The 25,550-nt window shown below is 63.2% G+C and carries 24 protein-coding genes; 18 read left to right on the top strand and 6 right to left on the bottom strand.

The window, feature by feature from the left end; genetic code table 11:
* The first annotated feature begins 113 nt into the window (after positions 1 to 113).
* On the top strand, positions 114 to 650 hold the full coding sequence (locus QTJ18_RS20220; RefSeq protein ID WP_252754324.1) for a GNAT family N-acetyltransferase: 537 nt from the start codon (positions 114 to 116) through the stop codon (positions 648 to 650).
* A 120-nt stretch (positions 651 to 770) separates the two neighbouring features.
* Here QTJ18_RS20220 and QTJ18_RS20215 read toward each other — a convergent pair whose 3' ends face one another.
* The 5 genes from QTJ18_RS20215 to hemC all read right to left on the bottom strand — a co-directional run bounded on the left by QTJ18_RS20215 (position 771) and on the right by hemC (position 6,693).
* Entirely contained in the window at positions 771 to 1,247 is a 477-nt protein-coding gene (locus tag QTJ18_RS20215; protein WP_252754325.1) for a tellurite resistance TerB family protein, read from the bottom strand.
* 8 nt (positions 1,248 to 1,255) lie between these two features.
* Positions 1,256 to 3,187, bottom strand: coding sequence for a heme biosynthesis protein HemY (locus tag QTJ18_RS20210; protein WP_252754326.1), 1,932 nt, complete (start codon positions 3,185 to 3,187; stop codon positions 1,256 to 1,258).
* A gap of 11 nt (positions 3,188 to 3,198) precedes the next feature.
* Positions 3,199 to 4,971 (bottom strand): hypothetical protein, encoded by a 1,773-nt coding sequence (locus QTJ18_RS20205; RefSeq protein ID WP_252754327.1) that lies wholly within the window; start codon positions 4,969 to 4,971, stop codon positions 3,199 to 3,201.
* A 63-nt stretch (positions 4,972 to 5,034) separates the two neighbouring features.
* On the bottom strand, positions 5,035 to 5,757 hold the full coding sequence (locus QTJ18_RS20200) for a uroporphyrinogen-III synthase (protein ID WP_252754328.1): 723 nt from the start codon (positions 5,755 to 5,757) through the stop codon (positions 5,035 to 5,037).
* 6 nt (positions 5,758 to 5,763) lie between these two features.
* Entirely contained in the window at positions 5,764 to 6,693 is a 930-nt protein-coding gene (gene hemC, locus QTJ18_RS20195) for a hydroxymethylbilane synthase (protein ID WP_252754329.1), read from the bottom strand.
* Positions 6,694 to 6,766: 73 nt separating this feature from the next.
* Here hemC and tsaD point away from each other — a divergent pair, with 73 nt between their 5' ends.
* The 5 genes from tsaD (at position 6,767) to QTJ18_RS20170 (ending at position 10,348) form a co-directional block, all read left to right on the top strand.
* Positions 6,767 to 7,861, top strand: a complete 1,095-nt coding sequence (gene tsaD / locus QTJ18_RS20190; protein ID WP_252754330.1) for a tRNA (adenosine(37)-N6)-threonylcarbamoyltransferase complex transferase subunit TsaD — start codon at positions 6,767 to 6,769, stop codon at positions 7,859 to 7,861.
* Between the two features lie 76 nt (positions 7,862 to 7,937).
* Complete coding sequence (locus QTJ18_RS20185; protein WP_252754331.1) at positions 7,938 to 8,927, top strand: NAD(P)H-dependent glycerol-3-phosphate dehydrogenase; 990 nt, start codon at positions 7,938 to 7,940, stop codon at positions 8,925 to 8,927.
* A 17-nt stretch (positions 8,928 to 8,944) separates the two neighbouring features.
* Positions 8,945 to 9,241: a YciI-like protein gene (locus tag QTJ18_RS20180; protein ID WP_252754332.1), complete on the top strand. Its 297-nt coding sequence runs from the start codon at positions 8,945 to 8,947 to the stop codon at positions 9,239 to 9,241.
* 6 nt (positions 9,242 to 9,247) lie between these two features.
* Entirely contained in the window at positions 9,248 to 9,691 is a 444-nt protein-coding gene (locus tag QTJ18_RS20175; protein ID WP_252754333.1) for an EVE domain-containing protein, read from the top strand.
* A gap of 12 nt (positions 9,692 to 9,703) precedes the next feature.
* Positions 9,704 to 10,348, top strand: coding sequence for a class I SAM-dependent methyltransferase (locus QTJ18_RS20170; protein WP_252754470.1), 645 nt, complete (start codon positions 9,704 to 9,706; stop codon positions 10,346 to 10,348).
* Positions 10,349 to 10,378: 30 nt separating this feature from the next.
* On the opposite strand, the gene QTJ18_RS20165 is transcribed toward QTJ18_RS20170, so the two are convergent.
* Positions 10,379 to 11,017 carry a hypothetical protein gene (locus QTJ18_RS20165; protein WP_252754334.1) on the bottom strand — a complete coding sequence of 213 codons (639 nt, stop codon included), beginning with the start codon at positions 11,015 to 11,017 and terminating at the stop codon, positions 10,379 to 10,381.
* 297 nt (positions 11,018 to 11,314) lie between these two features.
* On the opposite strand from QTJ18_RS20165, the gene sdhC reads away from it, so the two are divergent.
* The 12 genes from sdhC (at position 11,315) to odhB (ending at position 25,538) form a co-directional block, all read left to right on the top strand.
* Complete coding sequence (sdhC, locus tag QTJ18_RS20160) at positions 11,315 to 11,707, top strand: succinate dehydrogenase, cytochrome b556 subunit (protein ID WP_252754335.1); 393 nt, start codon at positions 11,315 to 11,317, stop codon at positions 11,705 to 11,707.
* A gap of 13 nt (positions 11,708 to 11,720) precedes the next feature.
* Entirely contained in the window at positions 11,721 to 12,101 is a 381-nt protein-coding gene (sdhD, locus tag QTJ18_RS20155) for a succinate dehydrogenase, hydrophobic membrane anchor protein (protein ID WP_252754336.1), read from the top strand.
* A gap of 6 nt (positions 12,102 to 12,107) precedes the next feature.
* Positions 12,108 to 13,949, top strand: coding sequence for a succinate dehydrogenase flavoprotein subunit (gene sdhA / locus QTJ18_RS20150; protein WP_252754337.1), 1,842 nt, complete (start codon positions 12,108 to 12,110; stop codon positions 13,947 to 13,949).
* 8 nt (positions 13,950 to 13,957) lie between these two features.
* Positions 13,958 to 14,920, top strand: a complete 963-nt coding sequence (locus QTJ18_RS20145) for a glycosyltransferase family 25 protein (RefSeq protein ID WP_252754338.1) — start codon at positions 13,958 to 13,960, stop codon at positions 14,918 to 14,920.
* The gene (locus tag QTJ18_RS20140) at positions 14,913 to 15,692 is read left to right on the top strand and encodes a succinate dehydrogenase iron-sulfur subunit (protein WP_252754339.1); all 780 of its coding nucleotides are present in this window, start codon (positions 14,913 to 14,915) and stop codon (positions 15,690 to 15,692) included. The genes QTJ18_RS20145 and QTJ18_RS20140 overlap by 8 nt, the downstream gene beginning before the upstream one ends.
* 179 nt (positions 15,693 to 15,871) lie before the next feature.
* Complete coding sequence (locus QTJ18_RS20135) at positions 15,872 to 16,408, top strand: protease inhibitor Inh/omp19 family protein (RefSeq protein ID WP_252754471.1); 537 nt, start codon at positions 15,872 to 15,874, stop codon at positions 16,406 to 16,408.
* Between the two features lie 145 nt (positions 16,409 to 16,553).
* The gene (gene zapE, locus QTJ18_RS20130) at positions 16,554 to 17,720 is read left to right on the top strand and encodes a cell division protein ZapE (RefSeq protein WP_252754340.1); all 1,167 of its coding nucleotides are present in this window, start codon (positions 16,554 to 16,556) and stop codon (positions 17,718 to 17,720) included.
* 174 nt (positions 17,721 to 17,894) lie between these two features.
* The gene (mdh, locus tag QTJ18_RS20125; protein WP_252754341.1) at positions 17,895 to 18,857 is read left to right on the top strand and encodes a malate dehydrogenase; all 963 of its coding nucleotides are present in this window, start codon (positions 17,895 to 17,897) and stop codon (positions 18,855 to 18,857) included.
* A 46-nt stretch (positions 18,858 to 18,903) separates the two neighbouring features.
* A complete protein-coding gene (sucC, locus tag QTJ18_RS20120; protein WP_252754342.1) occupies positions 18,904 to 20,097 on the top strand; it encodes an ADP-forming succinate--CoA ligase subunit beta in 1,194 nt (397 codons plus the stop codon).
* A 19-nt stretch (positions 20,098 to 20,116) separates the two neighbouring features.
* Positions 20,117 to 21,019, top strand: a complete 903-nt coding sequence (sucD, locus tag QTJ18_RS20115) for a succinate--CoA ligase subunit alpha (protein WP_252754343.1) — start codon at positions 20,117 to 20,119, stop codon at positions 21,017 to 21,019.
* Positions 21,020 to 21,205: 186 nt separating this feature from the next.
* Positions 21,206 to 24,202, top strand: coding sequence for a 2-oxoglutarate dehydrogenase E1 component (locus QTJ18_RS20110; protein ID WP_252754344.1), 2,997 nt, complete (start codon positions 21,206 to 21,208; stop codon positions 24,200 to 24,202).
* 61 nt (positions 24,203 to 24,263) lie between these two features.
* A complete protein-coding gene (odhB, locus tag QTJ18_RS20105) occupies positions 24,264 to 25,538 on the top strand; it encodes a 2-oxoglutarate dehydrogenase complex dihydrolipoyllysine-residue succinyltransferase (RefSeq protein WP_252754345.1) in 1,275 nt (424 codons plus the stop codon).
* Positions 25,539 to 25,550: the final 12 nt, after the last annotated feature.

Here is a 25,550-nt window from a genome sequence, read left to right as displayed (position 1 = left end):
CATCGACGGTCCCTCCTGCATATGGACAGGATCAAATTGCCATGCGTAGATGCGACGCGTAATCACGCCGCTCCCGCCTTCATCTTTCGATCACCCGATATGCCCGCGCCCCGATGACCTTCACGCTCCGCGATGCCACCGCATCAGACCTTCCTGCAATCACCGCCATCTATCGCGACAGCGTGCTGCACGGCACGGCGAGCTATGAGATCGATCCGCCCGACGAGGGCGAGATGCGCCAGCGCTTTGACGCGATCACCGCCGGTGGCTATCCCTATATCGTCGCCTGCGATGCAGATGGACGGCTGCTGGGCTATGCCTATGCCTCGGCGTTCCGGACCCGGCCGGCCTATCGCTGGCTGGTGGAGGATTCGGTCTATCTGGCGCCGGAGGCGCGTGGGCGCGGGATCGGTCGACGGCTTCTCGCCGAACTGGTCCGTCGCTGCACCGCCGCCGGCTTTCGCCAGATGGTGGCGGTGATCGGCGGCGCGAGCCCCGCCTCCTGCGCCCTGCATGAGAGGGAGGGCTTCCGCATGGTCGGCACCATGACCGGAACCGGGTTCAAGCACGGCCAATGGCTGGACACCGTCTTCATGCAGCTGGAACTTGGCGAAGGCGCAGGCACGGTGCCCGCGGGCCCTCCCGGCTAAGCGTCAGCTTGGTGCATCGGGCGAAATGGAGATCTGGCCTTCTCGTAGGCCCGAAACGTCAAACAAAGACTCATCTAGCGTCGGGCCGTTTCCGATCATTCGCCAGACACCGTAGCGACCTCAACCGGACCCTGGTTCCGCCTCTCCGGCACGAATGGCGACTTTCTGGCGCTCGAGCACCCGGTCACGCGCCGAGACGCCCAAGAGATTGGCAATCCTCCAGATCACATGGTCTTCCATTTCGCTGCGCTCGCCATCGGCATAGACGAGGTCCCATAGGACCCCGACAAGAGCGACGCATTCATCCGGATCGAGGTGCCGTTTGAGGTCGGAGGTGAAGCGGTAATAGTCGACCGCCTCCGAGCCGGCTGTCCGTCCGGTTTCGATCAGGCTTGCGAGATGCGCCTTGTCCAGCGCGTAGCGGTGCCGCAGAAGATCGTGCAGTCTTGCCTTTTCATCCTCCGAGACCCGTCCATCGGCCTCCATGACCTGGAAACAGAGGGCGACGAAAGCGACGCGGGGATCGTCGGGAGCAAACATGTCCGTCGGCCGGTCGCCGGTGATGTCGTGGAAGAAGTCGAGGATACGATCAAACATCAGCAATCTCAAAAGAGCTTCAGGCGTGTAGCGGGGCCGGCATTCTCCGTATCCTTCACGCCGGGATCGTCCGGCGGACGGCCGTTGAACGGATCGGGCGCGGCGTCCGACATATCCTTGTCCTTTCCGCTTTCCCTCTCCTTGTCCAATGCGTGCGGGACCGCAGCGGGAGCCGGGCCGGCCGGTCTTGCCGCAGACGGTTTGACCGGCGGCTTTGAAGATGGATTACCCGAAGGATTGCCCGAAGGATTGGCAGAGGGATTTGCCGGGGAGGGATTGCTGGTGGAGGGATCGACAGACGGTCCGACACTCGGGGTGCCGCCCGTCGGGGTAACGGTCGTCGGGGTAACGGTCGTCGGGGTGGCGGTCGTCGGAGTGGCGGCGGAGGGGGCCGTCGCGTTATTGGCAACCACTGTCAGTGTCGGCGAGCGTGGTTCCTCGGTCGCAGAAGGCTTCGGCGCGACGGCCTGTGCCGGCTTTCCGTCCAAGGTGGCGGAAGCGTCATTGGCCGATTTTGCCGGCGCGACAGGTGCTGCCGGCCTTGCCTCCATGAATTCGGATCCTGGCGTGGCGGTCTCCGATGCGAGCACGGGCGGCAGGCTGGCAATGGCCGTATCGGCGGCGAGCGATCCATCCTCGACCGGGCCTTCCAATTGGCCGAAGGGGCGTTTCCATTCAAAGGCATCGAGCCGGCCGGTCACGGGCGAGAGCGGAAGCCAGCGCTCCGAGACGACACCATCGGCAACCCAGGCGGGATCGCGCGGCGCGCGCAGTGCCTGGTTCAGCCAGTGGCGGATGCGCCCCTGATCGCGTGTGTCGCTCTCCTCGATATCCGCCAGCAGCAGATAGGTGCTCTCCCGCTGATCCATGCGCAGGGCTGCCTCGGCCTTGTCGCGGGCGCGCTTGAAGTCCTGCGTGTCGAGAGCCGCCTGGGCGACGGCCAGCAGCGATTCCGGATTGTTCGGCTTCAGCGCCTCCAGCTTCTCGGCCCGCTTGAGGCGGTCGGCGGCGCTGTCGCCGCTCCTTGCCCGCACATAGGCCTGCGCCACTTCCGGATGCGGCTGGATCTTCCAGAGGTTTTCCAGAATGGCGGCCGCCTTGCGCAGGCTGTCTTCGCGCAGATAGGCCTTGGCCGCGATAAGGCCGGCCGGCACCAGATCCTTGGCAAGCTTCAGGGCCGCTTTCGCATCGTCGCGGGCGCCTTTCGGATCGGCTTCCAGACGCTCGGAGGCCCTTGCTGTCAGCAGGACCGCCTTCCAGCGATCGGCCTGCTTGCGGGGGATCACATTGGCGATCTTCTGCTGGTCGAGCAGGCGGATTGCATCCTCCCAGCGGCCGGCCTGGCAGCGATATTCCAGCGTTGCCTCGGCGGCCCAGGGCAGATAGGGGGCGTTCTCCGCCGCCGTCTCGGCATATTGGCGCGCCGCTTCATTGGCACCAAGGCGCCGGGCCTCCATATAAAGCCCGCGCAGGCCGAGCTCCCGCGTCTCGGGATCCTCGGCCATGGCCTCGAATTTTTCGCGCGCTTCCTCGTGGCGGCCTTCGATCAGGGCAGTCTGCGCTTCCAGAAGATGGATCAGCGGCTCCTGATCGGCGCGCAGGAAGCCACGCGCGCGCGCCGTCATCTTGCGGGCGAGAAGTGCGTTGCCGGCGCCGGCCGCAATAAGGCCGGTGGACAGCGCCTGATAGCCGCGATCGCGCTTGCGGGCCCGGAAGAAGCGGCGGACGGAATGCGGGGAGGTCCAGATCGTCTGGATCAGCCACCAGAGGAACATGACCGCGAAGACCAGGAGCACGATGGCCGTCGCCGCCACCATGATGCTGGTCTCGATCTCGGTATTCTGCCAGGTGATGGTGATGAGGCCGGGACGGTCGGCCAGCCAGGAAAAACCCCAGCCAAGCGCCAGGATGGAGATCGCGAACAGGAAAAGGCGGATCATGGCAGGTCTCCTCAGCCGTTCGTGTCAGCGCCGGCCATGGCGCGCGTCAGCGTGGAATTCATCAGCTCTTCGACCGCAATGCGGGCTGTCAGCGCCTTCTGGAAATCGGCAGAAGCCTGTTTGGCGGGATCGGGAAGCCTGTTCCACTCGGCAAGGGCCGCAGGCAGATCGCCGTTCTTCACCCGTTCCTCCATACGTGCAAGCACGGCTTCGGGCGTGTCACCCTCGGCCTCGCCCACCGGCCGGACCTTGACCATGCGCATGGCGCTGGAAAACAGCCGGTCGGTCACGCTCTGATCGCCTTCGGGCTGATGCAGCGCCGCGAGGACGGCATTGGAGACGGCCGGCAAACGCTGGCTGAGTTGGGCGCGTGTCGGCACGCCCTGCTCGGCATAGGGCTGAAGTTCGCCGAGCGCCGGATCGTCGGGTGCCACATCGCCATAGGTCTGCAGCTCCGCGGCAAAGGAGCCGCCGCGCTCCGTCGCCGCTTTCAGCGCAGCGGCGGCCAAAGCCTGTGCCACGGCCTCGTCGCGTCCCGGCTCGTTCACCTTGCTTTCCAGCGCCCCGAGCCGCTGGCCAAGCTCGTCATCGCGATTTCCCTGGCTCTGGGCAGCGGATTTGAGAGAGTCGAGCTCCGTCTGCAGGGCCTGGAGCTGCTGGCGAAGCGCATCCTCGCCAGTGCTATTGCCGGCGCCCGCTTCCAGCGCCTTCAATCGCTCCTCGATAGCCGGATCCTGGACCCCCGCATTCTGAACCGGGCTCTGCAGGCCGGCGATCTGTTGCCGCAGATCGTCGAGTTCGGCGCTGGTGGCCGCCGAAGGCTGCTGGTTCAAGCCGGGAATATAGCCGGCATATTGCATGCTTCCGGCGAGGAGAAGCGCGACGAAGCCGCCGATAATGCCGGAGGCGACAAGCGCCGAGGTTCGACCGGCTCCGCTATCCGAAGGCCGCACCGGTGGCGCCGCAGTCGTCGACTTCAGCCCGTCGGAAGCCGTCCATCGATCTTTCACCGGATCCTTCACCTGATCCGCCGATGGCGTGCCGGCGGAACGCATGTCGCTTGCGGAGGTGTCCCGGTTCGCCGCGGCATTGGCCACAGTGGCCGTAGCCAGCCCATCCTTGGACGTCGCATCCTTGGAAGCCGTGTCCTTGGAAGCCGTGTCCTTGGAAACCGCATCCTCCGACATAACGTCCTTCGAATTAGCGTCCTTCGCGGTCGTCTGGCTGGAGATTGAGGCCGCGGGGGGCACGGCGCCCTCTGCGGGGCGCTTGTCGGCGATATTGCGAGCGGTCGTGGCAGAGCTGTCGCTGGAGGGCAAAGGCTTGGCCGGGCTTGAAGCGGTCTTTAGCCCCTGCGTGGCGGCGGGTTCGGCGGACTCGCCGGATGTCGTCTCGCCGGATGTCGCAGCCGAAGATGACGCCTTGCCTGCATCGGCCAGACGCGCATCGGATGTCGTGGACGCAGCCTGTGCGGGTGCGACGCCCTCGCTGGTTCCGCTCTCGATCGCGTCCTGCGCCGCGAAATCGGGCTCTTCCGCCTTTGGCGTGGGGTTAACGGATGCGGGGTCGGCTGCTGTCTTCTCTGCGGCTGGCTTGTCGGTGGCGCTCGGCGCATCATCGGCCAGTGACTTTTCGATCGGACGTGCAGAGGGTGTGTCTCCGGGCACGTCTGTGTCATTGCTGCGCACAGGTTCTGCGACCGGCTTGGCGTCCTCGGCTGCCAGGTCGATCGTGACCGGTGTCTTTCCCGAACGGGATCGGCGGGGCGGCTTGTCGGATACCATGGCAACCTCATTCTGGACTGTCTTCTCCGAACCTAGTCAGCCGGATGACAGATGGAAAGAGGCTCAGCCCAATTTGGTTCCCGCACGCGACGAAAGAAGAAAAAGAAGATCGTCCTCGTTCGGATGATCGCTGACATGCAGATGAATATTGGCACGCCGCGGGACGGCCTCGGCAATCTGGCGGCTAAGGCAATAGACATCCAGCATGGCTTCCGGCTCATCGTCCAGCAAGGGGAGCGCCCGCTGGAAGAACAGGCGGGCGGCCTCTTTCGAATAGAGGAGAAGGGCAGGGGGAAAGGGCCGCAGCTGCGACAGATCGGCCTTGCTCCATGCGACCTCGACCATGCGATAGGCTTCCACCACATGCAGCGCGACGGACGCCGAGCGGAGAAGGGATTCGAAGGCCGGCGCGCGCGGCGTTCCGGCGAGATAGAGGATGTCCTTCGGGTTTTTCTCGATCACCTGTCGCGCAAGGCCCTCCCCATGTCCCGGGCCCTCTTCGACGCTGCGGAAGCCGGCCTGTCTTGCGCAGGCGGCCGTCGAAGGGCCGACGGCAAAGACGGGTGTGGCCAGATGATCGCCAGGCTCGACCTCCTGCAGGGCGCGGATCGCCTCGGCACTGGTCACCGCAATGGCCGAATGCGGTACCGCGAGTGCCTCGCGAATGGCATCCGGACGATGCTCCGGCGCACTGAGCGGCAAGAGCACCGGCTGATGCCCCATGCGCAGCAATTTCTCTGCCGTGCGGGCGGCGCTTCTGGCCGGCCGGGTCACGATCACCCGCATGGCCGTTTACGTCCAGTCGGCAAAGAAATCGGGTCCTGCGGCGGCCCGCACCGTTTCTCCGGCTTTGCGGCCCAGCGCCTCGGCATCCTGGCGCCGTCCGCTCACCTCCACGGCATGTTCCTGCTGCCCGTCGGGCGTCAGGATCAGGCCGGAAAATCTCAGATGGTCCGCGTCACAGGTGGCAAAGCCGGCAATCGGTGTGCGGCAGGAACCGTCCAGCGCCGACAGAAAAGCGCGCTCGCACCGCACCGCATCCGAGGTGGGGCGATCGTTGATGGCCTGCAGAAGGTCGAGAATCCGGCGATCGCCAATGCGGCTTTCCACGCAGATGGCGCCCTGGGCAGGGGCGGGCGGAAACTCTTCCGGATCCATGTATTCTGTGACCACATCGCCCATCGATAGCCGGTTCAGCCCTGCAAGCGCCAGGAGCGTGGCATCCACCTGTCCCTCCTGAAGCTTGCGCAGCCGCGTCTCCACCAGGCCGCGAAAGGTCACCACCGATATGTCGGGGCGACGCCGGCGGATCAGCGCCTGCCTGCGCAACGAGGAGGAACCGATCTTGGCGCCATCCGGCAGGGCCATCAGGCTTGGCGCCGTGCGGCCGATGAAGGCGTCGCGGAAGTCCTCGCGCGGCAGGAAGGCCGATAGCTCGAGCCCCTCCGGCAGGGTGGTCGGCATGTCCTTCGACGAATGGACGGCAAAATCCAGCGCGCCGGACAGCAGCTGTTCCTCGAGCTCGAGGGTGAACAGGCCCTTGCCCCCGACTTCGGCCAGCGGCCGATCGGTAATGCGGTCGCCGGCGGTCGACAGCACGACGATCTCGAACATGTCTTCCGGAAGACCATGCGCTGCCATCAGGCGCGCGCGCGTCTCTGAGGCCTGAGCCAAAGCCAGGGGGCTGCCGCGCGTGCCGATCCGGAAAGGTTTTGTTTGCATCTCTCATCATCCGTTGTTAGGCGTCTGCTTCGTAACTGTCTTTGACAGGCATCGCAATTCATCCGAACGCGTCATGACCTCTCGCCTGCGCATACTTGGCATAGAAACCAGCTGCGACGAAACCGCCGCTGCCGTTGTCGTGCGGCATCCGGACGGGCGCGGCGAGATCGTTTCCGACGTGGTTCTGTCGCAATTGACCGAGCACAGCGCCTTTGGCGGCGTCGTGCCCGAGATCGCGGCCCGTGCTCATGTGGACGCGCTGGATGGGCTGATCGAAGAGGCACTGTCGCGCGCCGGCATCGTGCTCAGCGAGATCGATGCCGTGGCGGCGACGGCCGGGCCCGGCTTGATCGGCGGCCTGCTGGTCGGGCTGATGACCGGCAAGGCCATCGCCATGGCCGCCCGCAAACCGCTCTATGCCATCAATCATCTGGAGGGACATGCGCTGACGGCGCGGCTGACGGATGGTCTCGCCTTTCCCTATCTGATGCTGCTCGTTTCGGGCGGTCACACGCAGCTTGTGCTGGTCAAGGGCGTCGGCGCCTATGAGCGCTGGGGAACAACCATCGATGATGCCCTCGGCGAAGCCTTCGACAAGACCGCCAAGCTTCTCGGGCTTCCCTATCCGGGTGGGCCGGCAGTCGAACAGGCGGCGCGGACAGGCAATCCCGCCCGCTTCGATCTGCCGCGTCCGCTGGTTGGCGAGACACGGCTGGATTTTTCCTTCTCGGGTCTGAAGACGGCTGTCCGACAGGCGGCAACGGCCATCCAGCCGCTGACGCAGGAGGATATCTCCGATATCTGCGCCTCCTTCCAGCGCGCCATTTCCCGCACGCTGAACGACCGGATCGGCAGGGGACTGGCCCGCTTCCGCGAAACCTATCCCGATTTGCCCAATCCTGCTCTGGTCGTTGCGGGTGGCGTTGCCGCCAATCAGGTCATTCGCGCCACCCTGCAGGAGCTTTGCGACAGGCATGGCGTGCACTTCATCGCCCCGCCCTTGCAGCTTTGCACCGACAATGCGGCCATGATCGCATGGGCGGGACTGGAGCGGATGGCTGCCGGCCTGCCCGAGGATCCGATGGCCGTGGCGCCGCGGTCACGCTGGCCGCTGGATGCCGAGGCTGCCACCCGGCTTGGATCGGGCAAGCGTGGAGCCAAGGCATGAGAAAAGCGGGCATGAGAAAAGCGGGCATGAGAGAAGCGTGCATGGGAAACCGGCCGATGGGACGAAGGGAAGTGCCATGAGCCAGCAGGAGCGTGTCGTCGTCATCGGTGCCGGCGCCTTCGGGACTGCGCTTTCCACGGTAATGGGCCTGGACGGCAAGGCACAGGTGACGCTTCTGGGGCGCGATCCCTCGCTGATGGCGGATCTGCGCAACGAGCACCTTCACGATGCCGCTCTGCCGGGCGTGCCGCTTCCGGATGCGCTGGCCTTTACCAGCGAGCCGGATGCGCTGGAGGAGGCGAGCATCGTTCTCTTTGCCATGCCTGCCCAGGCGCATGGCGATGCAGCGAGCCATTACGGACCCTATCTGGCGGCGGATGCGATCGTCGTCAGCTGCGCCAAGGGCATCGAGCGCGCCACCGGACGGCTTTTGACCGATGTTCTGGAGCAGCACCTGCCGAGGCAGAGGGTGGCCGTCCTGTCCGGCCCGGGCTTTGCTGCCGATATCGCCCGGGGGCTTCCGACGGCCATGGTGGTCGCCGCACAGGAGCAGGCAGTTGCCGAGCGCCTGGCGCGGACAATTTCCAGCCGGACATTTCGGCTATACCCGTCAACCGACCGGATCGGCGTGCAGCTGGGCGGCGCCTTGAAGAATGTGCTGGCCATTGCCTGCGGCATGGTAGAAGGCGCCGGACTGGGAGAGTCGGCGCGTGCCGCCCTGATTTCCCGTGGCCTTGCGGAAATGTCGCGTCTCATCGTTGCCATGGGCGGACGCGCCGAGACGGTGCGGGGCCTTTCGGGCCTCGGCGATCTCGTGCTGACAGCCACCAGCCACCAATCCCGCAACCTGCGCTTCGGGATCCGGCTTGGCCAGGGCGAACCGGCGGACATGGCCGGCGGCGTGCTGGTGGAGGGCGCATTCAGCGCCGCGATTGCCGCAAGCCTGGCCGGGCGCCATCAGGTGGAATTGCCCGTTGCCCAGGCGGTTGCGGATATCATCGAGGGACGGCTCGACGTGCATGCCGCGATGGAGCTGTTGATGACCCGCCCGATCACCACCGAATGAACCAGGAGAAAGCTGCCATGGCCTTGTTTGCCTTCGTCTGCACCGACAAACCCGATCACCTGCAGGTCCGGATGGATACCCGCCCCGCCCATCTCGATCATCTGAACGCGCTCAATGACCAGGGCATACTGAAGATGGCCGGCCCTTTTCTGGATGCGGACGGCAAACCGAATGGCAGCCTTGTCATCGTCGAAGCCGATACGATCGACGCTGCAAGGGCGATCGCCGATGCCGATCCCTACAGCAAGGCCGGTCTGTTCGCCTCGGTCGATGTGAAGCCCTTCAACTGGGTCTTCAACAAGCCGGGAGCGTAAGCAAGCATGGCATCCTACTGGCTCTACAAGTCGGAACCCTTCAAATGGTCCTGGGAGATGCAGAAGGCCAAAGGCCAGGCCGGCGAGGAGTGGACCGGCGTGCGCAATTATCAGGCACGCAACAATATGCGGGCGATGAAGATCGGCGACAAAGGCTTTTTCTATCATTCCAATGAAGGCCTGGAAGTGGTCGGCATTGTCGAAGTCTGCGCGCTCTCGCATCCCGATTCGACGGCGGAGGGCGATGAGCGCTGGGACTGCGTCGATATCCGTGCCGTCTGCGACATGCCGAAACCGGTCTCGCTGAAGGATGTGAAGGCCAACCAGACGCTCGAGAAGATGTCGCTCGTCACCTCGATGCGGCTCTCGGTGCAACCGGTCACGGAGGCGGAGTATCTGGAGATCTGCCGGATGGGCGAGCTCAAAGACCCGCCGCGTTCGCCGGACTGACGGGGGTTTCTCCTGAAAACCGATCCGCGCGCCTTCATCCTCGCCAATACGCGCCTGATGGCGCCGCCGCATGTGCCGGAAATCCGCCTTCATCTGGCGGATGAGGCCCATGATCTCTGGCTGAAGACAGAAGAGGATCTCCAGGCGATCGGCCTGCCGCCGCCCTTCTGGGCCTTTGCCTGGGCCGGCGGCCAGGGGCTCGCCCGTTTCGTGCTGGACCAGCCGCATATCGTTACAGGCCGAACCGTCCTCGACTTTGCGACGGGCTCCGGCCTGGTCGCCATTGCGGCCAAGCTGGCGGGGGCGGACAGGGTGACGGCGGCCGATATCGATCCCTGGACCCGCTCTGCCGTGACGCTGAACGCGGCCGAAAACCATGTCTCCATCGAATTTTGTCCCGATGACCTGGTGGGAAGGTCCCTCTCAGCGGATCTCGTGCTGGCCGGCGATGTCTTCTACGATCATGCTTTCGCACAGCGGCTGATCCCCTGGTTCGCCGCTCTCGCCGAACAGGGGACAACCGTCATCGTCGGCGATCCGGGCCGATCCTACCTGCCGAAGGAGCGGCTGGCGGCGCTGGCAAGCTATGAGGTTCCGGTCACCCGGGCGCTGGAGGACAGCGAGGTCAAGAAGACGACAGTCTGGCGCTTCCTTTAGAGCGCGCGCGGCATGCGCGCCGGCAGCCTGTCAGCGGCTGCTGCGGATGATGCAGACGCCGGCCTCGTATTCACAGGCCTCTCGCGGCAGGAAGCGGTTGTGTGCCACGTCTTCGCCGATCGAGATGATCTTGGCGCGCGGTGCCCGGCCACCGGTTCCGCGGTCCCTGCCAAGCGGGACATTGCTGGCGATATAAAGGCCGTTTCCAGGGATACGCACAGCCGAAAGGCCGCCGGCAAAGGTGCCGACACCTTCCACAACGGAAGGGAGCCCGTCTATGCCGATGATATCGTCATGCGCGCTTGCTTTGTATCGGTCGCCGGCGAAGGAGCGGCCATGGTCGAAGCGAGCGCGACCGCGGCGGTCCTGCGCATGCTGGTGTCGGCTATCGCGCCCTGCGGCGGAAAAGCGTCCGCCGGGATGGCCCTGCCGATCATTGCCGGAGATGCGATGACCATAGGGGCGGTGTCTCCAGTGACCTTGACCGGAAAGCGTTCGTCCCAAAGTATTTGGACCCGCGACGGTGTGCCCCGAAGAGATATGGCGCGAGGAGACTTGAGCCGAAACGGTGGGCCGGCCAGGATTGCGCTCGCCCGCAGGCGCGGAGGTCGCCATCATGGCGAGCAGCAGGGCTGTGAAGGCCGAGACGGCCGCTTTCTTCGTCATCATGACGGATCTCCTGAATGCGTTCAGGGATCATTAACCAAATTGATGCGGAAATCGATCCCCCGAAGTCTTTGGAATCGAAAAGTTTGGTCGAGGGGAGGCGCAATATACCGCTTGCTGCGGCGTTTGGTCCGTCGCCGTGCGGCCACAATCGATTAAATTAAAAATCGCTCTGAATTCAGCTTGTGATCTGGGCAGGCCATGGGTAAATCACCCGATGATGCAATGCACATCTTTACGGCATGGTGCATTGCCGGACGCGCTCCCGCGTGAATGCGCACCGAACGCCGCGAGGATATGATGGCGAATATGACAAAAAATCGGCCGCTGTCGCCGCACCTTCAAATTTACCGTTTCGTTCCCACCATGGCGATGTCGATCGTTCACCGCATCACCGGCGCTGCGCTCTATGCCGGCACGGTTCTGGTGGCTGCCTGGCTCATTGCCGCGGCTTCGGGCGAAACCGCCTTCAACCAGGTGAACTGGTTTTTCGGTTCCATCGTAGGTCAGATCATCCTGTTCGGATATACCTGGGCCATGCTTCATCACCTGATCGGCGGCTTGCGTCACATCATGTGGGATCTGGGCTACGGCTTCGAAAAGGAATTTTCGACCATGCTCGCCAAAGCGAGCCTCGTCGCCTCGATTGCCCTGACAGTGCTTGTCTGGGTCGTTGTGCTGATCGTACGCTAAGGGGATACCAATCATGGATATGCGCACACCTCTCGGCAAGGTTCGCGGCCTCGGCTCGGCCAAAAGCGGTACCGAGCATTTCTGGAAGGTTCGGACGACGTCGCTCGCTCTGGTGCCTCTGCTGCTTTTCTACGTGGTCTTCCTGATCATGTATGCCGGCAAGCCTTATGCCGACGTGATTTCGGCTCTTTCCAATCCCTTCGTTGCGACGATCAACGCATTGACCATCATCGCGAGCATCGTGCACATGAAGCTTGGCATGGAAGAGATCATCCAGGATTACATCCATTCCGAAGTCGCCAAGCTCTCGCTTCTCGTGCTCAATTCCTTCTTTTCGCTTCTCGTCGGCGGTCTCTGTCTTTTCGCCGCCCTGAAGATCGCATTCGCAGGATAATATTCCATGGCATCGATCACTCCCATTGCGCAGACCGGCAAGGCCTATACCTATGTCGACCATTCCTACGATGTCATCGTCGTCGGGGCTGGCGGCGCGGGCCTTCGCGCGACACTCGGCATGGCCGAGCAGGGCTTCAAGACAGCCTGCATCACCAAGGTTTTCCCCACGCGTTCCCATACCGTTGCAGCCCAGGGCGGCATTGCCGCCTCGCTGCAGAACATGACGCCGGACAGCTGGCAGTGGCACCTTTACGATACGGTCAAGGGCTCCGACTGGCTGGGCGACGTGGACGCCATGCAATACATGGTCATGGAAGCGCCGAAGGCGGTCTATGAGCTCGAGCATTACGGCGTGCCCTTCTCCCGTAACGAAGAGGGCAAGATCTATCAGCGGCCATTCGGCGGTCATATGCAGAATTTTGGCGCCGGCCCGCCCGTGCAGCGCACCTGCGCCGCCGCCGACCGGACCGGCCATGCGATTCTGCATACGCTTTACGGCCAGTCGCTGAAGAACAATGCCGAATTCTTCATCGAATATTTCGCCATCGACCTGATCATGTCCGACGATGGCCGTTGCACCGGCGTCGTGGCCTGGAATCTCGACGACGGGACCATTCACCGCTTTGCCGCCAAGATGGTGGTGCTGGCCACCGGCGGCTATGGCCGCGCCTATTTCTCGGCAACCTCTGCCCATACCTGCACCGGAGACGGTGGCGGCATGGTGGCGCGTGCCGGCCTGCCGCTGCAGGATATGGAATTCGTCCAGTTCCACCCGACCGGCATTTACGGGTCCGGCTGTCTGATCACCGAAGGCGCCCGCGGCGAAGGCGGCTATCTCGTCAATTCCGAAGGCGAGCGTTTCATGGAACGCTATGCGCCTTCCGCCAAGGATCTGGCCTCGCGCGATGTCGTATCCCGCTGCATGACGCTCGAAATTCGCGAAGGACGCGGCGTCGGCAAGAACAAGGACCATATCTTCCTGCATCTCGACCATCTGGATCCGGCCGTGCTGCATGAGCGCCTGCCCGGCATTTCCGAGAGCGCGAAGATTTTCGCCGGCGTCGATGTCACGCGCGAACCGATCCCGGTCCTGCCGACGGTCCATTACAACATGGGCGGCATTCCCACCAATTACTGGGGCGAAGTGCTGAACGCCGATAGCGCCAATCCGGAGCGGCTGCTGCCGGGCCTGATGGCGGTGGGCGAAGCGGGCTGCGCCTCGGTGCACGGCGCAAACCGGCTGGGCTCAAATTCGCTGATCGACCTCGTGGTGTTCGGCCGCGCCGCTGCAATCCGCGCCGGCCAGGTCGTCAATCGCGACGAGCCGGTGCCGGCACTCAATACGGCGGCCTGCGACAGGATCATGGATCGGTTTGACAGCCTGCGCCATGCCGCCGGCGGCACGCCGACCGCGGTGCTGCGCGACAAGATGCAGCGCGCCATGCAGGAAGATGCAGCCGTATTCCGCACCCAGGAATCGCTGGAAAGCGGATGCCAGCGCCTCTCGTCCATCTGGGGCGAGATGAAGGATATCAAGGTCACCGACCGGTCGATGATCTGGAATTCCGATCTGGTGGAAACGCTGGAACTGCAGAACCTCATGGCCAATGCCATCACCACTGTCTTCAGCGCCGAGGCCCGCAAGGAAAGCCGGGGCGCCCATGCACGTGAAGACTTCAAGGATGGCCCGATGAGCGGTCGTGACGACGAGAACTGGCGCAAGCACACGCTGGCCTGGGTCGGCGATGACGGCGACGTCAAGCTCGACTACCGCCCGGTTCACACCGATCTGATTGCCGAAGGTATCGATCCGGTCAAGATCGAGCCCAAGGCTCGCGTGTACTGACGATGAACATGGCGGTCTCCCATATCGATGCGACGACAATCGCTCCCGGGGGGAGGCCGCTCGGCCTGTTTGCCATTAATCTTGATCGGTCCGCCGATCGTTGGGCGCATATCGAACATGGGTTCGGCAATCTTCCCTGGCCGCTTCAGCGGGTGAGGGCGGTCGATGCGCGCCACGACGCGCAGGCGGTGCTGGCGGTTCGCGAGACCGCGCTCGCCATCCCGCTGCCGGCGCATGAAAGCCCGCCGCAGGCGCTGGAAAACCCGCCGCAGGCGCTGGGATGGAATGCGCATCGAAACAGGCTGTTCATGCTGACCGAGGAGGCCTGCCTTGCCAGCCACGTGCTCGCCTGGCGCGAGGTCGTCGCAAGCGATTTCGCCTGCGCCATCATCCTTGAAGACGATGCCGTGCCGCTGTCGAATTTCGAGGCGGTGGTGGCCGATCTTCTGAAAGGTGGATTTCCGGCCGATATTGTGAAGCTGGAAGGCATTCGCCGAGCGGGAGGCCGCAAGGTCCTGCCGCTGCGGCCCGTTGCGGATCGCCTTCTCGTGCGGTCCCTGCGGCCCGTCTCGGGTGCGGCGGCCTATCTCATCACGCGGGCAGCTGCCGAGACGTTGCTGGCCAGGATCGACAAGGCGCTGATCCCGGTGGACGATTTTCTCTGGGCGCCGTCCTGGCACGGGCTGAGGGTTGCCGATGTGGCGCCCTTCGTGGCGATGCAGTCCGGCGCGGCAAGCGTGATTGCCACCGATCGGGCCGCCAAGCAGGTGCATGGTCGGCGGCCGCCCTTTCGCGGCCTGTTGATGGCGCTGCGCCGCGGGATGGAGCGTCTGTCGCTTCTGTGGTCGGCTTGCGAGGGACGGCCTCACGCTCTTTTGACTGCAACCATGGCGCCGTGGGTGCCGGATGATTATAACCTAGGAAACAGAACGGCGGTGACCGCCGAGGATCAAAGGTCCAGCAATGGTTGAACTTGCTCTCCCCAAGAACTCGAAAATGACCGAAGGCAAGGTCTGGCCCAAGCCGACCGGAGCCCAGAATGTTCGCGAATTCCGCATCTACCGCTGGAATCCGGATGACGGCCACAATCCGCGCATCGATACCTATTTCGTCGATATCGACGATTGCGGTCCGATGGTGCTGGACGGCCTTCTCTACATCAAGAACAAGATCGATCCCACGCTGACGCTGCGCCGCTCCTGCCGCGAAGGCATTTGCGGCTCCTGTGCCATGAATATCGATGGGGCCAACACGCTGGCCTGCACCAAGGGCATGGATGACGTGACCGGCACGGTCAAGGTCTACCCGCTGCCGCACATGCCGGTGGTCAAGGATCTGGTTCCGGACCTGACGAATTTCTACGCCCAGCACCGCTCCATCGAGCCCTGGCTGAAGACCGTCTCCCCGACGCCGGCCAAGGAATGGAAGCAGAGCCACGAAGACCGCATGAAGCTCGACGGGCTGTATGAGTGCATCCTGTGCGCTTGCTGCTCCACCTCCTGTCCCAGCTACTGGTGGAACGGCGATCGCTATCTTGGCCCGGCCGTTCTCCTGCAGGCCTATCGCTGGTTGATCGACAGCCGCGACGAAGCCAAAGGCGAGCGGCTCGACAATCTGGAAGATCCCTTCCGCCTCTATCGCTGCCACACGATCATGAATTGTGCGCAGACCTGTCCGAAGGGTCTTAATCCGGCCAAGGCGATCGCGGAAATCAAGAAGATGATGGTGGAGCGGCGCGTCTGACCCGCACCCTCCCGGTCAAAAGACGCCCTTGACCTCGCGCAGACATGATCCATTTGCGCGGGTTCGGTCTTGAAATCGGACAGGTTCGGTTCAATGGCTTGATTTGGCGCGCCCTTTGACGGTAATTCTGGAACAGGCATGCGCGTCGTGCGGGCAAAGCGGATAGTGGGAGCTTGATGATGCAGTTCAGATTAGTGGTGACCGGCGTAGTGGTCGCGATGTCCCTGGCGGGGTGCCAGAGGACTTCTTACAACCCTTACTCCGATCTTCCGTCTCCTGCGCCCCTGCAGCCGCAGCCGGTACCATCGGTCCAGTCGGGCCAGCTCCCGCCGCCCGGAGCAGGCGATGCCTCGCAATTCCCGGCTGCGCCTGCGACCGGCAATACCGCCGTAGCCTCCCTGCCGCCCGGATCCACCGATGCGCCTGCAACGGCTCTCGACGTGACGAAGGAATCCATGGTCGGCAATTGGCGCGTCTCCAATGCCGGAGCGAGCTGCGACATGTTCCTCACCCTCACCAATCTCGGCAGCGGGTCCCGTGGCGGAACGCGCGGCTGCGCCGGCGAGCTCACCAGCATGGGCTCGTGGGAAGTCAGCGGCAAGACTGTCCTCTTCAAGAACCGCAATGGCGATGTCGTCGGCCGGGTCTACAAGAGCGGCGACACCCGTTTCGACGGAACGACGGCCTCCGGCCAGCAGATCAGCCTTTCCCGCTAGTGCAGTGATCCGGAAGGCGGCTTCGGCCGCCGTGGGATAGATGCTGCATCCACAATAGCCTCGTGCACGCAAGCATGAACGACGTGACTGCCTTTCTGCACGAAGGCCTTCTTCTACCGGCGCGCACCCGTGCACAGGATGGCCCATGGCCAAGCTTCCCGATTACAATAACAGCGTCAGCGATGAACTGGTCTCGCTGACTGCGTCCGGCGCCCTGCAGATGGACAAGGCGCAAATGGCGGTGGCCGCCAAGCTCGATCATGTGCTGGCTGAGCTGCGTGAACGGGTTCCGGCGAAGAAGACCAGCGCCCTGGGCTGGCTCTTTGCCAAGCGCAACAAGCGCAACGGCGCCGCCATTCGCGGGCTTTACATCCACGGCTCCGTCGGGCGCGGCAAGACCATGCTGATGGACATGTTCTTCGCCAAGGCCAATGTGGCCCGCAAGCGGCGCTGCCACTTCCACGAATTCATGGCCGATGTACACGGCCGTATCCACGCGCACCGGCAGAAGCTCAAGGCCGGCGAGACCAAGCAGGCCGATCCCGTGCCGCCGGTTGCCGCCGCCCTTTTCGCCGAGGCCGAACTCCTGTGCTTCGACGAGTTCTCTGTCACCGATATTGCGGATGCGATGATCCTGGGTCGCCTCTTCACCGAACTCTTCGAGCTCGGCTGCGTCCTGGTCACCACCTCGAATGTCGCGCCGGACAATCTCTATCGCGACGGTCTGAACCGCAGCCTGTTTTTGCCCTTCATTGCCTTGCTGAAGCGCTATGTGGATGTGACGAGCCTCGATTCGCCGACCGATTACCGGATGGAAAAGCTGGCTAGCCTGCCGGTCTACCTGACGCCGCTCGGGGGGCAGACGGAAATCTCCATGGAGAATGCCTGGCATCAGCTGACCGACGGCGCCAAATGCGCGCCCATGGAAATCCCCCGCAAAGGCCGCAGCATCGCCGTGCCTTGTGCGGCGGGGCGTGCAGCGCGCTTCCAGTTCTCCGATCTGTGCGAAAAGCCGCTCGGGGCGGCGGATTATCTGGAGATCGCGGCGCGCTTCGATCTCGTCTTCGTCGAGAATGTACCGTTGATAGGACCCGACAAGCGCAACCAGACCAAGCGCTTCATCAACCTCATCGACGCCTTCTATGATAAAAGCGTACGCGTCTTCATCAGTGCGGCCGCCCCGCCGGATGACCTGCTCACGGAAAAGCGGGGAACGGAAGGTTTCGAGTTCGACCGAACCATATCTCGCCTGTTCGAAATGCGAAGCGCCGATTATCTGGCGGCGCACAAGCAAAAGCGCGCTGATTTGTGACAGAAATCCGACAGGAATATTTACGTTTACGTAAGAATTGTGACATCTAACCGTTTGAATTTGTTCGACCGGAAATAATCGATTGCGTTTTTTAGCCTAAGAAGTTATGCGAGGGGCCATATCGGTCGACAAGTCCATGCCGGCCGTGCGTTCCAAATGAGAGGAAGCATTTCCATGGCTCGCAAGAAGATTGCATTGATTGGTTCCGGCATGATCGGCGGTACGCTGGCCCACCTGGCCAGCCTCAAGGAGCTGGGCGACGTCGTTCTGTTCGACATTGCCGACGGCGTTCCGCAGGGCAAGGGACTGGATATTGCCCAGTCCGGACCGGTCGAAGGCTTCAATGCCAAGCTGTCGGGCGCGAGCGATTACGCCGCGATCGAAGGTGCGGATGTCTGCATCGTCACCGCTGGCGTTGCCCGCAAGCCCGGCATGAGCCGCGACGATCTTCTCGGCATCAACCTGAAGGTCATGGAGCAGGTCGGTGCCGGCATCAAGAAATACGCCCCCAACGCCTTCGTCATCTGCATCACCAATCCGCTTGATGCCATGGTCTGGGCGCTGCAGAAATTCTCCGGCCTGCCGAAGAACATGGTCGTCGGCATGGCCGGCGTCCTGGATTCGGCACGCTTCCGGCTCTTCCTCTCCGAAGAGTTCAATGTCTCTGTGCAGGATGTCACGGCCTTCGTTCTCGGCGGTCATGGCGACACGATGGTTCCGCTCGCCCGCTATTCGACGATCGCCGGTATTCCGCTCACCGACCTCGTGAAGATGGGCTGGTGCACGCAGGAGCGCCTCGACCAGATCGTTCAGCGCACCCGTGATGGCGGAGCCGAGATCGTCGGTCTTCTGAAGACGGGCTCTGCCTATTACGCGCCGGCTGCTTCGGCGATCGAAATGGCCGAGGCCTTCCTGAAGGACAAGAAGCGCGTTCTGCCCTGTGCGGCCTATCTTTCCGGCCAGTATGGCGTCAACGACATGTATGTCGGCGTTCCCACCGTCATCGGCGCCGGTGGCGTCGAGCGCGTCATCGAGATCGACCTGAACAAGGACGAGAAGGAAGGCTTCGAGAAATCCGTCGCTGCGGTTGCCGGTCTTTGCGAAGCCTGCACCACAATTGCACCGTCGCTGAAGTAATCGCGCCGCCGGGCGAAAGCCCAGGGCCAGATCCAAGGACCAGACGATGAACATTCACGAATACCAGGCCAAGGCTCTCCTGAAGGGCTTTGGCGCCCCGGTCGCCCAGGGTGTGGCGATCCATTCCGTCGAAGAGGCCGAAGCCGCCGCGCGCCAGCTGCCCGGCCCGCTTTACGTGGTCAAGAGCCAGATCCATGCCGGCGGCCGTGGCAAGGGCAAGTTCAAGGAACTGCCGCCCGAGGCCAAGGGCGGCGTTCGCCTCGCCAAGTCGATCGAGGAAGTCGTGGCGCATGCCAAGGATATGCTTGGGCATACGCTGGTCACCGCACAGACCGGCGATGCCGGCAAGCAGGTGAACCGCCTCTATATCGAGGATGGCGCCGATATTGCCCGCGAACTGTATTGCTCGCTTCTGGTCGACCGCTCGGTCGGCCGGGTCGCCTTCGTCGTGTCGACCGAAGGCGGCATGGATATCGAAGCCGTCGCGCATGATACGCCGGAAAAGATCCACACGATCGCGATCGATCCGGAAGCCGGTGTGAGCGCAGATGACGTCGCCAAGATCTCGGCGGCGCTTGCGCTGGACGGTGCGGCCGCCGAAGACGCCAAGTCGCTCTTCCCGGCGCTCTACAAGGCCTTCAACGAGAAGGACATGGCGCTTCTCGAAATCAACCCGCTGATCGTCATGACCGACGGCCATCTGCGCGTCCTCGATGCAAAGGTCTCCTTCGACGGCAATGCCCTGTTCCGCCACGACGACGTGAAGGCGCTGCGCGACGAAACCGAAGAGGATGCCAAGGAAATCGAGGCGTCCAAGTGGGACCTCGCTTACGTCGCGCTCGACGGCAATATCGGCTGCATGGTCAATGGCGCAGGCCTTGCCATGGCAACCATGGACATCATCAAGCTGTACGGCAAGGAGCCGGCCAACTTCTGTGACGTTGGCGGCGGTGCCGGCAAGGACAAGGTGGCTGCAGCCTTCAAGATCATCACCGCCGACCCGAAGGTCGAGGGCATCCTCGTCAACATCTTCGGCGGCATCATGAAGTGCGATGTGATTGCCGAAGGCGTTGTTGCCGCCGTTCAGGAAGTGGGCTTGAAGGTTCCGCTGGTCGTGCGTCTGGAAGGCACGAATGTGGAGCTTGGCAAGAAGATCCTGAATGAATCGGGCCTCGCCATTACGGCTGCTGACGACTTGGACGATGCGGCCAAGAAGATCGTCGCGGCGATCAACGGCTAATCGGAAGGACCGTAAAACAATGTCCATTCTCGTCAACAAGAACACTAAGATCCTGGTTCAGGGTCTGACCGGCAAGACCGGCACCTTCCACACCGAACAGGCGCTTGCCTATTACGGCACGCAGATGGTCGGCGGCATCCATCCGAAGAAGGGCGGCGAAACCTGGACTGGTTCCAAGGGTGAAAGCCTGCCGATCTTCGCGTCGGTTGCGGAAGCCAAGGACAAGACCGGTGCCGATGCAAGCGTGATCTATGTCCCGCCGGCCGGTGCTGCGGACGCCATCATCGAGGCCATCGACGCCGAGATCCCGTTCATCACCTGCATCACCGAGGGTATCCCGGTGATGGACATGGTGCGCGTGAAGGCAAGGCTCGACCGGTCGAAGTCGCGCCTGCTCGGCCCGAACTGCCCGGGCATCCTGACGCCGGAAGAATGCAAGATCGGCATCATGCCGGGCTCGATCTTCCGCAAGGGTTCGGTGGGCATCGTGTCGCGCTCGGGAACCTTGACCTATGAGGCCGTGTTCCAGACCTCGAATGAAGGCCTCGGCCAGACAACCGCCGTCGGCATTGGCGGCGATCCGGTCAAGGGAACGGAATTCATCGACGTCTTGGAAATGTTCCTGGCCGACGAAGCGACGACCTCGATCATCATGATCGGCGAAATCGGCGGTTCGGCCGAAGAAGATGCAGCGCAGTTCCTGATCGACGAAGCCAGAAAAGGCCGCCGCAAGCCGATGGCCGGCTTCATCGCCGGACGCACGGCTCCCAAGGGCCGCACCATGGGCCATGCCGGCGCCGTCGTCTCCGGCGGCAAGGGCGATGCGGAATCCAAGATCGCGGCCATGGAAGCGGCCGGCATCAAGGTTTCGCCGTCGCCGGCCCGCCTCGGCAAGACGCTGGTTGAAGTCCTGAAGGGCTGACGCCACATTACGCGCTGATACGCGATTGAAGGGCAGGCGAACCCGCCACACGGTTCGCCTGCCGCTGCCGCACCTGAGGGCCGGTTGGCCCGCGGACAGCACGAGACTGAAAGCGATGGTCGGCGCTTGCAAGATCCGGCCTTACATTGACGTCAGGAGGCGGGCAGACACGTCCGCGGATGCACCATGGCACGGCAAGAAGCCAACGAGCAGTTTCTCATCACCTCCTTCCTCGACGGCGCGAATGCTGCCTATATCGAGCAGTTGTATGCCCGCTATGAGGAAGATCCGAACGCGGTCGGCCCGGAATGGCAGTCCTTCTTCAAGGCGCTGGACGATAATCCGGACGATGTGAAGAAGGCCGCCCGCGGTGCCTCTTGGCAGCGTCAGAACTGGCCCATTCCCGCCAATGGCGAACTGGTCTCGGCCCTCGACGGCAATTGGCCCATCGTCGAAAAGGTGATGGAGAAGAAGGTCCAGGCCAAGGCAGAGGCCGCTGCCGCCGCCTCCGGCCAGCCGCTCGATCCCGCCGCCGTGCTGCAGGCGACGCGCGACAGCGTGCGCGCCATCATGATGATCCGCGCCTTCCGCATGCGCGGGCATCTGCATGCCAAGCTCGATCCGCTGGGCATTGCGGCGCCGGTGGAGGACTATAAGGAATTGTCGCCGGAAAATTACGGCTTCACCGAAGCCGATTACGACCGCAAGATCTTCATCGACAATGTTCTCGGCCTGGAATACGCGACCATCCGCGAGATGCTCGACATCCTGACGCGGACCTATTGCTCGACGCTCGGCGTCGAATTCATGCACATCTCCAACCCGGAGGAAAAGGCCTGGATCCAGGAGCGCATCGAGGGTCCGGACAAGGGCGTCGAATTCACCGCCAATGGCAAGAAGGCAATCCTTGCCAAGCTGATCGAGGCCGAAGGCTTCGAGCAGTTCATCGACGTCAAATACAAGGGCACCAAGCGCTTTGGCCTGGACGGCGGTGAATCGCTGATCCCGGCGCTGGAGCAGATCATCAAGCGCGGCGGCCAGGACGGACTGGAAGAGATCGTCTTCGGCATGGCCCATCGCGGCCGCCTGAACGTGCTCTCCCAGGTCATGGGCAAGCCGCACCGGGCGATCTTCCACGAGTTCAAGGGCGGCTCGTTCAAGCCGGACGAAGTCGAAGGCTCGGGCGATGTGAAGTATCACCTCGGCGCCTCCTCGGATCGCGAATTCGACGGCAACAAGGTGCACCTGTCGCTGACGGCCAATCCTTCGCATCTCGAGATCGTCAATCCGGTGGTCATGGGCAAGGCCCGCGCCAAGCAGGACATGCTGACCAAGAGCTGGGAAGGCGATATCGTGCCGCTGAAGGAGCGCGCCAAGGTTCTGCCGCTCCTGCTGCATGGCGATGCGGCATTTGCCGGCCAGGGCGTGGTCGCTGAAATCCTCGGCCTGTCCGGCCTGCGCGGCCACCGCGTCGCCGGCACCATGCATTTCATCATCAACAACCAGATCGGCTTCACGACCAATCCGGCCTTCTCGCGCTCTTCGCCCTATCCCTCGGATGTGGCCAAGATGATCGAGGCGCCGATCTTCCACGTCAATGGCGACGATCCGGAAGCGGTCACCTATGCCGCCAAGATCGCCACCGAATACCGGATGAAGTTCCACAAGCCGGTTGTCGTGGACATGTTCTGCTACCGTCGCTTCGGCCATAACGAAGGCGACGAGCCGGCGTTCACCCAGCCGAAGATGTACAAGGTCATCCGTGGCCACAAGACGGTGACCGAGCTTTACGCCCAGCGGCTGATCTCCGAGGGCCTGATCACCGACGGCGAATTCCAGAAGATGAAGGCCGACTGGCGTGCCCGCCTGGAGCAGGAATTCGAAGCCGGCCAGAGCTACAAGCCCAACAAGGCCGACTGGCTGGACGGCCAGTGGTCGGGTCTGCGTTCGGCCGACAATGCCGACGAACAGCGCCGCGGCAAGACGGCCGTTCCGATGAAGTCCCTGAAGGAGATCGGCCGCAAGCTGGCGACCATTCCGGACGGCTTCAACGCCCATCGCACCATCAAGCGCTTCATGGAAAACCGCGCGCAGATGATCGAAACAGGCGAAGGCCTCGACTGGGCCATGGCCGAGGCGCTGGCCTTCGGCTCGCTGGTGACCGAGGGCCACAAGGTTCGCCTGTCCGGCCAGGACTGCGAACGCGGCACTTTCTCCCAGCGTCATTCGGTGCTCTACGATCAGGAAACCGAGGATCGCTATATTCCGCTTGCCAATCTGGCTCCCAACCAGGCGCGCTATGAGGTCATCAATTCGATGCTCTCCGAAGAGGCCGTGCTTGGCTTCGAATACGGCTATTCGCTGGCCCGTCCGAACGCGCTGACGCTCTGGGAAGCGCAGTTCGGCGATTTCGCCAACGGCGCGCAGGTCATCTTCGACCAGTTCGTCTCGTCGGGCGAGCGCAAGTGGCTGCGCATGTCCGGCCTCGTCTGCCTTCTGCCGCATGGTTACGAAGGCCAGGGTCCGGAACATTCCTCCGCACGCCTCGAGCGCTTCCTCCAGCTGTGCGCCGAAGACAATATGCAGGTCGCCAATTGCACGACGCCGGCCAATTACTTCCATGTCCTGCGTCGCCAGCTGAAGCGTGATTTCCGCAAGCCGCTGATCCTGATGACCCCGAAGTCGCTGCTGCGCCACAAGCGGGCCACCTCGACGCTTGCGGAGATGGCCGGTGAAAGCTCCTTCCACCGTCTGCTGTGGGATGATGCCGAGGTTATCAAGGATGGTCCGATCAAGCTGCAGAAGGACGCCAAGATCCGCCGCGTCGTGATGTGCACCGGCAAGGTCTATTACGATCTTCTGGAAGAGCGCGAGAAGCGCGGCATTGACGACATCTACCTGCTGCGTATCGAACAGCTCTATCCGTTCCCGGCCAAGGCGCTCATCAACGAGCTGTCCCGCTTCCGCCACGCGGAAATGGTGTGGTGCCAGGAAGAGCCGAAGAACATGGGCGCCTGGGCCTTCATCGATCCGTATCTGGAATGGGTGCTGGCGCATATCGATGCCAAGTATCAGCGCGTCCGCTATACCGGCCGGCCGGCTGCCGCGTCGCCGGCGACCGGGCTGATGTCGAAGCACCTGGCTCAGCTCGAAGCCTTCCTCGAAGACGCGCTCGGCGGCTGACCGTCAGCCGCCCATTGCCACCCGGACAAACACGATATCGGTTCAAGAACGGAAATAGATCATGGCCACAGAAATCCGCGTCCCCACTCTCGGCGAATCCGTCAGCGAGGCAACCGTCGGCACCTGGTTCAAGAAGGTCGGCGATACGGTCAATGCCGATGAGCCGATCGTCGAGCTGGAAACCGATAAGGTGACTGTCGAAGTGCCAGCCCCGGCCTCGGGCGTATTGACGGAAATCGTCGCGCAAGCCGGCGAGACCGTCGGCCTCGATGCGCTTCTCGGCCAGATTGCCGAAGGTGCCGCAGGTTCGGCCGGTGCATCCGCATCGCAGGCTCCGGCGCCTGCCGCCGCCCCGGCGCCTGCTCAGACCCCGGCGCCTGCTCAGACCCCGGCCCCGGCGCAGCCGGCTGCCGCTTCCGCGCCTGCCTCGTCCATGCCTGCAGCGCCCTCCGCTGCAAAGCTCGCCGCCGACAACAATGTCTCCACCGGCGATATCGACGGCTCGGGCAAGCGTGGCCAGGTCCTGAAGGGCGACGTCCTGGCGGCCATCGCCAAGGGTCCGGCCGCCCCGGCACCTGCCGCACCCGCCGCATCGGCACCTGGCGCGCCGCGCGCTCCGTCCGCAACGGAAGATGCCGCGCGCGAGGAACGGGTGAAGATGACACGCCTGCGCCAGACCATTGCCAAGCGTCTGAAGGACGCGCAGAACACGGCCGCCATGCTGACCACCTATAACGAGGTGGACATGAAGGCAGTGATGGACCTGCGCAACCGCTACAAGGACGTCTTCGAAAAGAAGCATGGCGTGAAGCTGGGCTTCATGGGCTTCTTCACCAAGGCCGTCACCCACGCCCTGAAGGAATTGCCGGCCGTCAATGCCGAGATCGACGGCACCGACATCATCTACAAGAACTATTGTCACGTCGGCATGGCCGTCGGCACCGACAAGGGTCTTGTGGTCCCGGTCATCCGCGATGCCGATCAGCTCTCCATCGCCGGCGTCGAAAAGGAACTCGGCCGTCTGGCCAAGGCAGCCCGCGATGGTTCGCTCGGCATGGCGGACATGCAGGGCGGTACGTTCACCATCACCAATGGCGGCGTCTACGGCTCGCTGATGTCCTCGCCGATCCTCAATGCACCGCAGTCGGGTATTCTCGGCATGCACAAGATCCAGGAGCGGCCGGTCGTGGTCGGCGGGCAGATCGTCATCCGTCCGATGATGTATCTTGCGCTTTCCTATGACCATCGTATCGTGGACGGCAAGGAAGCCGTGACCTTCCTCGTCCGCGTGAAGGAAAGCCTGGAAGATCCGGAACGTCTGGTTCTCGATCTCTGATCACTGACAAAG

Origin of the sequence: Rhizobium sp. SSA_523 (assembly GCF_030435705.1) — a bacterium.
GTDB lineage: Bacteria > Pseudomonadota > Alphaproteobacteria > Rhizobiales > Rhizobiaceae > Neorhizobium.
This window is presented reverse-complemented; position numbering and strand designations above follow the sequence as displayed.

Bases quoted from the DNA above. Each gene is read 5' to 3' on its own strand.
- QTJ18_RS20220 (WP_252754324.1), top strand. From the start codon at position 114: ATGACCTTCACGCTCCGCGATGCCACCGCATCAGACCTTCCTGCAATC.
- QTJ18_RS20215 (WP_252754325.1), bottom strand. From the start codon at position 1,247: ATGTTTGATCGTATCCTCGACTTCTTCCACGACATCACCGGCGACCGG.
- QTJ18_RS20210 (WP_252754326.1), bottom strand. From the start codon at position 3,187: ATGATCCGCCTTTTCCTGTTCGCGATCTCCATCCTGGCGCTTGGCTGG.
- QTJ18_RS20205 (WP_252754327.1), bottom strand. From the start codon at position 4,971: ATGGTATCCGACAAGCCGCCCCGCCGATCCCGTTCGGGAAAGACACCG.
- QTJ18_RS20200 (WP_252754328.1), bottom strand. From the start codon at position 5,757: ATGCGGGTGATCGTGACCCGGCCGGCCAGAAGCGCCGCCCGCACGGCA.
- hemC (WP_252754329.1), bottom strand. From the start codon at position 6,693: ATGCAAACAAAACCTTTCCGGATCGGCACGCGCGGCAGCCCCCTGGCT.
- tsaD (WP_252754330.1), top strand. From the start codon at position 6,767: ATGACCTCTCGCCTGCGCATACTTGGCATAGAAACCAGCTGCGACGAA.
- QTJ18_RS20185 (WP_252754331.1), top strand. From the start codon at position 7,938: ATGAGCCAGCAGGAGCGTGTCGTCGTCATCGGTGCCGGCGCCTTCGGG.
- QTJ18_RS20180 (WP_252754332.1), top strand. From the start codon at position 8,945: ATGGCCTTGTTTGCCTTCGTCTGCACCGACAAACCCGATCACCTGCAG.
- QTJ18_RS20175 (WP_252754333.1), top strand. From the start codon at position 9,248: ATGGCATCCTACTGGCTCTACAAGTCGGAACCCTTCAAATGGTCCTGG.
- QTJ18_RS20165 (WP_252754334.1), bottom strand. From the start codon at position 11,017: ATGATGACGAAGAAAGCGGCCGTCTCGGCCTTCACAGCCCTGCTGCTC.
- sdhC (WP_252754335.1), top strand. From the start codon at position 11,315: ATGGCGAATATGACAAAAAATCGGCCGCTGTCGCCGCACCTTCAAATT.
- sdhD (WP_252754336.1), top strand. From the start codon at position 11,721: ATGGATATGCGCACACCTCTCGGCAAGGTTCGCGGCCTCGGCTCGGCC.
- sdhA (WP_252754337.1), top strand. From the start codon at position 12,108: ATGGCATCGATCACTCCCATTGCGCAGACCGGCAAGGCCTATACCTAT.
- QTJ18_RS20145 (WP_252754338.1), top strand. From the start codon at position 13,958: ATGGCGGTCTCCCATATCGATGCGACGACAATCGCTCCCGGGGGGAGG.
- QTJ18_RS20140 (WP_252754339.1), top strand. From the start codon at position 14,913: ATGGTTGAACTTGCTCTCCCCAAGAACTCGAAAATGACCGAAGGCAAG.
- QTJ18_RS20135 (WP_252754471.1), top strand. From the start codon at position 15,872: ATGCAGTTCAGATTAGTGGTGACCGGCGTAGTGGTCGCGATGTCCCTG.
- zapE (WP_252754340.1), top strand. From the start codon at position 16,554: ATGGCCAAGCTTCCCGATTACAATAACAGCGTCAGCGATGAACTGGTC.
- mdh (WP_252754341.1), top strand. From the start codon at position 17,895: ATGGCTCGCAAGAAGATTGCATTGATTGGTTCCGGCATGATCGGCGGT.
- sucC (WP_252754342.1), top strand. From the start codon at position 18,904: ATGAACATTCACGAATACCAGGCCAAGGCTCTCCTGAAGGGCTTTGGC.
- sucD (WP_252754343.1), top strand. From the start codon at position 20,117: ATGTCCATTCTCGTCAACAAGAACACTAAGATCCTGGTTCAGGGTCTG.
- QTJ18_RS20110 (WP_252754344.1), top strand. From the start codon at position 21,206: ATGGCACGGCAAGAAGCCAACGAGCAGTTTCTCATCACCTCCTTCCTC.
- odhB (WP_252754345.1), top strand. From the start codon at position 24,264: ATGGCCACAGAAATCCGCGTCCCCACTCTCGGCGAATCCGTCAGCGAG.